We start from the raw sequence: 10,243 nt of genomic DNA, 5'->3' as shown, positions 1-10,243 counted from the left end.
GCTAGATTAATCTCTTTGGGAATTGTCAGAGGTGTATTTTGGTGTAGGCTGATCACCAACGCGTGCTCAAATTGATGGGGCAGATGGCGAAGCGAAAAGGAATAGTGTCATGGCTGATATCGCATTACGGGGTGATCAACTTAAAAAGATGATGGCCATGGCCAAGAAACGCGATTTGAGTTTCGCCTATTGTCCGGGTAACGATCCCAAAGAAGACGTTTTCGTTTTGGACCGCAAGAAAAAACCCGAAGTGATCGGCCGCGTGGCCCGCGGCGAAAGTACAGGCACCAAGCTAGGCTATGGTACGGCAAAGGTCAAAGGTCGCGTTATTTCGCTGACTTGTGAACGCGAACTGCCGCAGATGGCCAAAAAGCTCAAGAAATTCCTGAAGTTCGAAAAGATTCCGATGAACGTGCTGGTGATGGATGCCAGCGGTAATGTTTTGGAAGAAGATATCGAAGACATGCCTGACGACGGGCTGCTGGATGATGTTGCGGACGACGGTTTTGACGATGACGACGATGCTGGCGGCCCCGATGAAACCGAAGACGCCGCCGCCGAGCCCAAATCGGCTGAAGCTACAGCGGAGGAGGGTGCTAGCGCCGCGCCTGCCGGTGACAATGCAGAGTTGCTCAAGCAGCTCAAGGCGCGTGCAGTACAGGTTCAGGGCGCAATAAAAGGCGTAAAGCAAGAGGCCCAAGCCCCATTGATTGCTGGGTTCAAGACTGCGGTTGGAGCCTTGCAGGGCGGTGATCTGCCCAAAGCCGACGATATGCTGACCAAGCTTGAGCGCGCGATTGGCAAACTGTCGGCGGCCAGTGAAGCGAGCGCGCCTGCCGCCGCTGCTGAGGATCCGGCCCTTGCCAAGCTTGCCCAGGTTTCTGCCGTGCTTTCCAAGCGCATCGATGCCTTGGAGAATGTTGAAGGTGCTTCCCGGTTGCGGGCGGCGCATGGCATGCTGGACGAACAGATCGCGTTGGGTGATGCGAAAAAAGCCACCGGAACGGCGAAGGCATTGGGCGACGCGATCGCGCGCTTGGCCGAACAATCTGCTGCCGCCCCCGCGCCGGAGCCTACACCGGCTGCTGCTGCGGACGGTGACGCTGATTTGGGTGCTGAATGGCGCGACGCCCGTGCGGATCTTGAACCGACCATCCTTGACCTGTTGCAGCGCGGCCTTGGCGACGTGGGCAAAATGCGCGCGGTTCTGGCTTATTTCACTGAAAAGGGCGAAGCAGATGATTTCGCCGGTGCCATGAAGGCGGTGCCCGGTCTGAAAAAGCTGATTGCCGATGCACAAGCCGCCGAACAGACCGCCGCAGAAAAGGACATTCCCGCAGGTGTGGTTCCTTACGTCCGCGCCCGTCTGGATTGGTCGAAAACCCGCATCTCGTTGCAATCCGAGATGACAAAACTTCAGGATTCGATCCTTGCCGTGTGTCAGGGCGAAGAATTTCCGACAATCGCGAATGATACCAAGGCGCTGTTCACCTACCTCGATGCGCTTGATACGCGTCTCGAAGACGCTTTGGAGGCGTTGGTGCAAGAACCAGACGGTGATAAGCGCGAAAAGCTGAAGGACGACGCCCGCAAAGTGCTGAGCGAATTCCAGAGCGAACTGGACACGCCATTTTTCCAGACTGTCGACGGAAACAACGGATTCAAACCCGTCAACGTGCGCGGTGCCGCGATCGCGTCGCTGGGCAAAGTGAACGAAGCGTTAAGCATGGCGGCCTAAAGGATCAGGCCAAGGCGGGCTGATCGCTAAACTATGGGGCGACGGGCACCGGTTGATATTCCGGTGTCGGCTCTGACAAAGACATCGTGACCTGATAGGCCAGCCCCAGATATTTGTCGTCCGCAAAGAAAACGAGGGTGCCGCCGTCAATAACGGGCGGGGCTAGTCGTGACAGATCAGGTTTACCAAAGTCCCGCAGGCGGGGCTGGCCCTGTTGCCATTCGGCCCCTTCTTCGGCGTCATACCGAGCCATGTAATCAATGCGGAATGCAGCAGGGTCCAGAATAACGCCGTATTCAAAACCCTCGCTCAGGTGATTGACAGCCAACGCTGCATCCTGCGCATGATTGGGCTGTACCAGCGCAGGCACCGCTGCGATCAGGGGCGCAATTTCGGTATATTCCGCCTCATAGGCCACGCGAACCATCGGCATGCCTGTTGCGTCCATCATCAGATCAATCTGCGGTAAGTCCATGGTTTACGTCACCTTTCCTTGGTGTCTTGCAGCGGTATGTATCATTGGTCTTTGATCCAGTTCGTCTTGAGCCACTTGTCATCCATTGGCGACATCGTGCCGCTTACGGCCCATTTGACCCACATCCGTGGTTCGCCTGTCAGCGGGTCAGGGGCAATGACAAACAGTGCTTTGTCTGCCTCGCTTCCCCAGTTTGAATCAGCGATCACGAATTCCGGCACGCCCATTTCTGCCGCCATCATCGTTGTCACGGCAGTTTTCTGCTTTTGATCCTCGGCGGCCAGCAGGTCAGCCTTTTTCTTTCTGATCTCGCTGGGGGCGGGCAGGGGGTTTTGCTTGGCCACCCAAGCGTTTGACTTGCGGTTGACTGACGCAGTTTTCCATGGCTCCAGCTTGATCGTGATATAGCTCTCAAGCTCGGCCGGGGTCATGTCAGTGTCGGGGGGCGTGGCAAAAGCGGCCTTGATCAGGTCTGTTTCGGCGTCATCCACCGCCCAAGGCAACACCGCATCTATGCGCTTGCCATAAAGGTAAGCAGCACGGTCCTTCGGCAGTTTCTGCGTCGCGATCTTGAGGCCCGGATCAACCAGCTTGGCCTTAACGTTTTTGTCAAATCCTGGCGGATCGTTCAATTTGGCAAAATCACCTTCGGGGGCGACAGCGTTAAAGGCGTGGATCCCGCCTGTTGACACCATGGTCATGTCACCGCCGCCCATTCCTGAAATCGCCTTAAGAACCTTGACCGCCCGTTCCCCTATGGTGTCGCTCGAATTCTCGCTGACGACATCGTGCCCGCGCAGATTTGCGGGCCGTTTGCTGCCGTCATCCTGTGGCAACAGGACCGCCCCTGATGAATCGCCCCACCCGCCAAAGGACATTTCCCACGGTTTGTCATTGCCCGCCAGCTTGTCGATCCCGGCCACGAATGCAGGTTCATCAATATAGGCTGAAACCTTGTCGCGGTTCGCATCGTCCAGACCTGCTGATGCAACGGCTTCAAGCGCCTTGCGCTTGATGAATTTCACAAAGTCGGCCTGCGACAGAACCTCTTCCTTGGTGTCGATGGTAACCATCTTGTAGACACCCTTGGACGATGATCCGTCAGCACTAACCGCGCCGGCAACGCGGGTGGGGTCATAAACAAAGGTATACCCCCCGATAACGGCCTGTTGCAGCTTGGGTTCAAGCTTCAGCCACGCGTCGGCATCCACCTCGTTTTTGAGCGCACCCAAGGACGGTTCAGATGGATCACGGACCCCGAACATCGCTGCGTTCATGCGGCCACGTTCGCGACTACTTTGCAAACGGGCCGCTGCTGTGGCGATCGAATATTCAAGGCTGCGCGCTAATGGTTCATCACCCGGCGGCAGATTTGTAACGGCGGGGACGGGGCGGCCATGTTTGGGGTTGAACACACCTGTTGTGGCGATATCGCGGTACATTTCCATCAACGCGACCGGATCGTCATTTTGCAACTTGCGCAAAGGCGCGGTGGCAAAACACGACCCGACATCGCCTTGGGCAATGGGCGTCGTCATCGCCTTGAGAATACCAACCTGAATTTTCTCTTTGATCTCGTCTGCCTTCAACGGGTCGTCAAAGTCTTCAGCCGGGATACCCATTTGCGCGCTAAGCAAAGACCGCGAAGCAGGCGATGCGGGCACAGCCGTCACCGAATTCAAAATGGTCTCGGCCTTGGCCCGTCTTGCGTCGCCTTGGGTTGGATCGCCAAAGTACTCTTTCAGATTTCCCATCTGTTCGGACAGGGTAACCGTGGCGTTGAAACTGGCGTCAAAACCGTGGCGTTGTTCGATCAGCATCGCGTTGAACGCAGGGCTGTTAAGGTCAAGCTTGACGCCCGCTGGCACCCCTTGGGATGCGGGGGTCCGCTGGATCATTGTCTCGGCGGCGGTGGTTGCGCGCGACGCCGCGACGTTTTTCATCGAATAGTCGGTCAATGCCCGCATATTGGCGTCTTGTTTGTGGGGAACTCCGTTTGCCACGGCCTGTTGCGCCTCGGCGGTGAATTCCGCACCGAAAAACGCGGCCTGCTTCAGCGCATTTTTCGCGTAACTCATGGCTTGGCCTTCCCCCATCGTCTGGGCCGGGGGGACAACGCCGTCGCTGCCAGCCGGGGGTTGCCACAGGAATTTCGTCTCGCATTGTTGGGCCATAAGCAGGGCAGTTTGTGCCAGCGCCTGTTTGTCCTTGGCACCGGGTGCCAATGCGCAGGTCTGAATGGCAATATCGGGGTTCTTGTCGAACAGACCGACCACATCCTCCAGCATGTCCTCGGGGATCGGATGTGCGGCAAGGGGGGACAACGGCCCAAAGGTAATCGCGTCGAGCATCGCGCGTTGGCTTTTTGCGGCTTTCAACTCCTTCTCGGCGGTAGCGACCTCAGCTTTCTTGGCGTTATAGTCTCTAGCTTTTTCGTCTTTTGCGGTTTGTGCAATCAGGGCAATCTGCAACGATGCTTCGCACACCAGTCGTGCCGCTTCGACTCCGGTACGATCCTCGTCGGTGGCCGCAGCCCCCAGCAAGGTCACGCGTTCTTTCTCATCCGCGAGAGCCTGTTTCAGGTCTTCAAAATCTGCCTTTTTTACTTTGAAATCATCGTTCAGGGGGGTCCAATCGGCAAGCAAGACGGCCAATTCATCCGCGCGCTCTTTCGCTTCTTTCCCTTTGTCCTCGATATAGGTCCGCGTGGCTTCTTGGCCTTTCAGGATCGTTTTAGTGCTTTGCAAGCTTGAAATCACGGCATTGCCTGCGGCTTCATTCGCATCCAGCAATGCTAGCACGCCATCAGCATGTGCATCGGACGCCCCAAGAGCTTTGAACTGTTCCTTTTGAATCCGGCTATCGAGTTCAATAGAAAGATTATAAAAAGTGATGCATTTCGACTGGAGTGCACTCAGCAGCGGCACGAGTTTCAGAATTTCAACGGGGTCGCCGGTGGCCAGTGTCGACAGGATCATCTGATTTTCGGCGGTGATTTCGGCGCGTGTGGACAGCAAACCCGCCTGTTCCGGCTGGCTGTCATATTCCGTCAGATTGATGTCCAGTGCATCTGTTATATCCTCTTCAACGTCATCATAAGCTGCCTGAACCTGAGTAATCACAGCCTGTGTCGCATCATCGACCAGCGATGTGGCAGCATCCAAAGTCACCCAGACCGTAAGCCTGCCAGCAAGGATGCGTAGGGATGCAGCGTCGTTTTGATCAACGGCAGAAACTGCGGCTTGCAGGTCTTTTGCGTCCTGAACCACCGCGGCAAGGGCGCCTGATTGAGGCGTCGACGCAAAAGGCGTCACGTCCAATGCAACAACTTCAGCCAGCCGCGCCGTCGCGGTTCCTGCGGCTTTGTCCAGCGCGGCCCGTGCGGCGGGCAATTCACCAGCCTCAACATAGGCGGCGTTGATGGCCTGTTCAAAAACGGTAATGGCTGCGCGTGCTTCGTCTATCTGCGCCTTGGTCGGTAACGGATCAGCCAGCGGGCGCAGCACGTTTTGACGGGCTTGATCAATTGCGGCTACCGCGTTCTGACTAAACCCGACACCAGTGACTGGACCGACTTCGGCACGTAGAAGATCAGCGGCACTGGTCAAATCTGCGCGCAAACGCTCCATCGCCTGAATGGCGGGTGCCATGCGTTGTGTTGCATCATCAAACGCGCCGGCCTGATTACGTGCACGGGCGGTTTCGGCCTGCGCCAGAACGGCGGCCTTTTGGATATAGTCGTCCGGAACGAGGGCGGCACGTTGATCAAAAAGCGTATCCAGCTCAGAAAACTTGCCAAAGGCATCGATGATGCCCTTGTTGGTTTCGGTCTTATATTTGTCTCTGAACAGGTCGCGGATACTGGTTTTAAGGAAACTCTTCAAAAAGTTTTGCTGTTCGGGCGATAGCTCCTGCCACGTTTTCATGCAAATCCTCTGGCAAATTAATTTCAAGGAAACCTACAGCACCAGCTTGCATATACCTAGTCTGTTTTTGAACAATCAGCATCAGTTTTACACACGAACGGACCGATGAAAAGTTCGGCTTTGTGGCGGGAACCTTTAACTCCGCAAGGAGCAGTTCCCGATCTGCAGCCGATCTGGTCATGAGAATTTTGTCGGGTTCGCGCCGCAGGTCATCGCTGTTCTGGGTGCCTGCGGCAATGGTCTAGATCCGCGCGTCGGATGGCAAACTCTGGCGGTCGAGAGCATTACACAGCAGGGAAAACTGCGGATCGTTGTTCGCAGTAAGCATCAGAAATCCGTCTACTCACTCGAAGGTTCCGGAAGGCGGCGCGCGCTCCAGACTTCGTTTTGGTTCTGCTCGGGCTTCCCCCGGCGGACAAGTACTGCGTCGCAAACGCGGCCATCAACATCAGTGCGGTATCAGGCATCGCGGAATTGATGTGCGACGCCTTTGGTAACCGCTCTACCGCTCTACCGCGCGCCGAACAGCGAGAATGCCGAAGGGCGCGCCCAACTTGGTCGGGTGCCACGCAGCCTTCGTTTCGCAAGCACCCCAAAAGGGGGCAGATTTCGTTGCGACAGTCACAATACATATAACCTAAATTATGTAACATAAAGGTGAAGATGAATTCCACGCGCTAGTACAGGAGCGGTGGAATTCCGTGTCGTATTCGTGACCACGGTCATATGGCCCAGTATTCATCAACCCTTTGTGCTGTCACAACCGTGGGTTATTAAACCGACAGATATTGGTCGCGAATTTCCGGATGTGCCTGAAGGTCGGCCAAACTTCCGGCGAATTTTTGGGTACCGTGTTCAATGATCACCACGCCATCGGCAACAGCTTGGGCAAAATGCAAGTTCTGTTCTGACAAAAGAACGGTCAGCCCTTCGTCTTTGAGCTGCAAAATCACCCGCGCCATTTGTTCGACGATCACCGGTGCGATCCCTTCGGAGGGTTCATCAAGCAAGATAAACGCCGGATTGCCCATTAATGTGCGCGCGATCGTCAGCATTTGCTGTTCACCACCCGACAAGGCCTTGCCGCGGTTGCTACGTCGCTCAGCAAGGTTGGGGAACAGATCAAACACCATATCTTCAGTCCATGTGCTGCACCCGTCGCGGGGCGGCTGGCGACCGACCTCAAGGTTCTCGAGCACAGTAAGCTGTGTGAAGATCCGGCGTTCTTCGGGGACATAGCCCAATCCGGCACGCGCGACTTTGTGGCTGGGCCAGCCGGTGATGTCGTGACCATTATAGATAACGGACCCGCTGCGGGGGCGCACCATCTGCATGATGGATTTCATCGTCGTCGTTTTGCCAGCCCCGTTGCGCCCCAAAAGGGCGACGACAGTGCCGTCATCAACGCGGAAACTCAGGTCATTCAAAACATGTGCTTTGCCGTAGAATGAATTGACGCCTTTGACCTCAAGCATGAGCATCCTCCTCGGCTTTGAACAAGGTACCACCGCCCAGATATACCTCTTGGACTTGTGGGTTGTTCCGGATTTCATCAACGGTGCCGTCCGCGATCAACTGACCACGGTTCAGCACCATAATCCGGTGCGAATGGGCAAATACGACATCCATGTCATGTTCGGTGAACAAAACGCTGATGCCTTTGGCATCCAGAATATCCGCTGTCAGCTGCATCAACGCGATGCGTTCGCGCGGTGCCATGCCGGCGGTGGGTTCATCCATCAGCAGCAAAATCGGATCATGGGCCAGCGCCACGGCAAGTTCGAGCCGCTTGAGATCGCCATACGCCAGCACGGCACAGTGGCGTTCGGCCTGATCAACCATGCCGACTGTATCCAGCAACGCCAGCGCCTCGTCGCGGTAAAGTTTATGCGCAAATGTGGTCAGGGAATACAGTTTGCGGTGATGCGAGATCAGCGCCATCTGCACGTTTTCTACCACTGTCATCGACGCGTATGTTGCGGTGATTTGAAAGGTACGCCCCACCCCCATGCGCCAGATTTTGCGCGGCTGCATCCCGGCAATGTTCTTGCCCATCAGCTGCACAGTGCCCGACGATGGTTTAAGCTGGCCCATCAACATGTTGAAACAGGTGCTTTTGCCAGCGCCGTTTGGTCCGATCAGGGCAAGCAATTCACCCTTGGCTAGATCAAAGCTGACGTTATCGACCGCTTTGATGGCCCCGAAACTGCGGGATAGATTACGAACGGAAAGGATCGGGCTCATTTTGCATCCTCCGGTGTTTTCAACAGGCCATAGCGTTCTCCTGCTTTGCGCAGGCTGCCGACGATCCCTTCGGGGCCAAGGATGACCACCACGATGATCGACAGGCCAAGGGCAAGCCGCCAGTATTCGAAGCGTGTCAGATAATCTTTGATTCCCTCAAAGAACGCGCCGCCGACCCAACCGCCTGACAGGGTTTTGACCCCGCCGAGGAACACAACAATCAGCGCGTCAAAACTGCGGGCAGTTTCCAATTCGTTGGGAAAGATGCTGCCCTTGGAAAAGACGAATAACCCGCCGGCAAGCCCGGCCATTGTGCCGGCAAAGGTAAAGGCAACCCATTGGACATGCTTGGTGTTGATCCCCATCGCTTCGGCTTGGCGTGCGCTGTCACGCGCAGCGCGCATGGCGTATCCAAAGGGCGCATGGGCCGCTTGGCGCAGCAACAAAATGCCCCCGACGCACAGGATGAAGGCGACGTAGTAGTAGACGCTGTTGTCAGACGCCCATGCCGAGGGCCAGATGTTGACCAACCCGTCGTCGCCGCCGGTGACGTCACCCCACTGGAACGCGAGGCTCCAAAGCAGTTGACCAAAGGCAAGCGTCAGCATCGCAAAATAGACGCCGGTTGACCGCAAACAAACCCAACCGATGACGATCGCGGCAAGCCCTGCGCAAAGCGGCGCAAGGATCAGCGCAAGCTCCATCGGCGTATCGGCATAGGTGACGAACAAGGCCGCCGCATAGGCACCACCCCCAAAGAATGCCGCATGACCAAAGCTGACCAAACCGCCTTGACCCAGCATGAAATGCAGCGATGCGGCGAACAGACAGAAAATCATGATATCGGTGACCAGCACGACCGAGAAATTACTGCCATAAAGCGGCAGCAACCCGAGGATCACCAAGCCAAACGCCACCAACCAACGAACGCGTTGACCTGCGGGCTTGATGGGGCGTTCAGGTTCGCCGACCTGGCCATGTTCACCTGCGATTTCCTCTTTGCCCAGCAGGCCAAAGGGGCGGAACATCAGCACGACGATCATCACAAGGAACATCAGAACAAGTGTGGATTGCGGCGCATAAGTGACGCCAAAAACGTTGAGTACGGATATGATGACCGCAGCCAGATAGGCCCCCGGCAATGATCCCATACCGCCAATAACAACGACAACAAAGACAGCGCCCAGAATGGTGAAGTCCATCAGCAGATCGGCGCCCCCCTTGGGCAGTTGCAGCGCACCGCCAAGACCGGCCAAAGCGCAGCCCAGAAAAAAGACGCCGGTGAACAGCCATGCCTGATTGACGCCAAGTGCGCTGACCATTTCGCGGTCCTGCGTCGCCGCACGGACCAGAACGCCGACACGGGTGCGGGTGATCAGATACCAAAGCGCAAGGGCGACGAATGGCGTAATGATGATCAGCGCGATGTCATATTGTGGCACCGGTTCGCCCATAATCCGGATTACCCCCTTGAGGCCCGGGGCACGCGGCCCCAGCAAATCTTGGGGTCCCCAGATCATCAGGGCAAGGTCTTGGATCACCAAGATCACCCCGAAGGTTGCGACCAGTTGGAACAGTTCAGGCGCGCTATAGACAGGGCGCAGCACGCAGACTTCGACGATGACACCAATCAGGCCGACAATCAGACCCGCAAGCAAAATAGCGCCCCAAAATCCGACAACACCGGGGAGAACCTGCATCAGGGAATAGCCGACATAGGCCCCCAGCATATAAAAAGACCCGTGGGCAAAGTTTACGATACGAGTCACACCAAAGATCAGCGACAAGCCAGACGCGACCATGAAAAGCGCACCAGCATTGGCAAGCCCAGTCAGAATCTGTGCGATAAAAAGGCCCATC

General features: G+C 56.3%; 6 protein-coding genes. 1 reads left to right on the top strand and 5 read right to left on the bottom strand.

The genetic code is table 11. The features are described 5' to 3' along the window. The first annotated feature begins 109 nt into the window (after nt 1–109). Nucleotides 110–1,738, top strand: coding sequence for a hypothetical protein (locus ABYT07_RS00850; protein WP_372988695.1), 1,629 nt, complete (start codon nt 110–112; stop codon nt 1,736–1,738). A 31-nt stretch (nt 1,739–1,769) separates the two neighbouring features. Here ABYT07_RS00850 and ABYT07_RS00845 read toward each other — a convergent pair whose 3' ends face one another. The 5 genes from ABYT07_RS00845 to ABYT07_RS00825 all read right to left on the bottom strand — a co-directional run bounded on the left by ABYT07_RS00845 (nt 1,770) and on the right by ABYT07_RS00825 (nt 10,242). Next, on the bottom strand, nt 1,770–2,213 hold the full coding sequence (locus ABYT07_RS00845) for a hypothetical protein (protein WP_372988693.1): 444 nt from the start codon (nt 2,211–2,213) through the stop codon (nt 1,770–1,772). Between the two features lie 41 nt (nt 2,214–2,254). Beyond that, nucleotides 2,255–6,139 (bottom strand): hypothetical protein, encoded by a 3,885-nt coding sequence (locus ABYT07_RS00840; protein ID WP_372988691.1) that lies wholly within the window; start codon nt 6,137–6,139, stop codon nt 2,255–2,257. A 773-nt stretch (nt 6,140–6,912) separates the two neighbouring features. After that, nucleotides 6,913–7,614, bottom strand: coding sequence for an ABC transporter ATP-binding protein (locus tag ABYT07_RS00835; RefSeq protein WP_372988690.1), 702 nt, complete (start codon nt 7,612–7,614; stop codon nt 6,913–6,915). Then, entirely contained in the window at nt 7,607–8,383 is a 777-nt protein-coding gene (locus ABYT07_RS00830; protein ID WP_372988689.1) for an ABC transporter ATP-binding protein, read from the bottom strand. The genes ABYT07_RS00835 and ABYT07_RS00830 overlap by 8 nt, the downstream gene beginning before the upstream one ends. Then, nucleotides 8,380–10,242, bottom strand: a complete 1,863-nt coding sequence (locus ABYT07_RS00825) for an ABC transporter permease (RefSeq protein WP_372988688.1) — start codon at nt 10,240–10,242, stop codon at nt 8,380–8,382. Before ABYT07_RS00825 ends, ABYT07_RS00830 begins: the two co-directional genes overlap by 4 nt. Nucleotide 10,243: the final 1 nt, after the last annotated feature.

The sequence above is a fragment of the Sulfitobacter sp. genome (genome assembly GCF_041552635.1).
Classification (GTDB): Bacteria; Pseudomonadota; Alphaproteobacteria; order Rhodobacterales; family Rhodobacteraceae; genus Sulfitobacter.
The sequence above is the reverse complement of the archived record's forward strand: the minus strand, read 5'-3'. Positions and strand labels throughout refer to the sequence as shown.

What these genes read in the sequence shown, in the direction of transcription:
- ABYT07_RS00850 (WP_372988695.1), top strand. Translation starts at nt 110, where the DNA reads ATGGCTGATATCGCATTACGGGGTGATCAACTTAAAAAGATGATGGCC.
- ABYT07_RS00845 (WP_372988693.1), bottom strand. Translation starts at nt 2,213, where the DNA reads ATGGACTTACCGCAGATTGATCTGATGATGGACGCAACAGGCATGCCG.
- ABYT07_RS00840 (WP_372988691.1), bottom strand. Translation starts at nt 6,139, where the DNA reads ATGAAAACGTGGCAGGAGCTATCGCCCGAACAGCAAAACTTTTTGAAG.
- ABYT07_RS00835 (WP_372988690.1), bottom strand. Translation starts at nt 7,614, where the DNA reads ATGCTTGAGGTCAAAGGCGTCAATTCATTCTACGGCAAAGCACATGTT.
- ABYT07_RS00830 (WP_372988689.1), bottom strand. Translation starts at nt 8,383, where the DNA reads ATGAGCCCGATCCTTTCCGTTCGTAATCTATCCCGCAGTTTCGGGGCC.
- ABYT07_RS00825 (WP_372988688.1), bottom strand. Translation starts at nt 10,242, where the DNA reads ATGGGCCTTTTTATCGCACAGATTCTGACTGGGCTTGCCAATGCTGGT.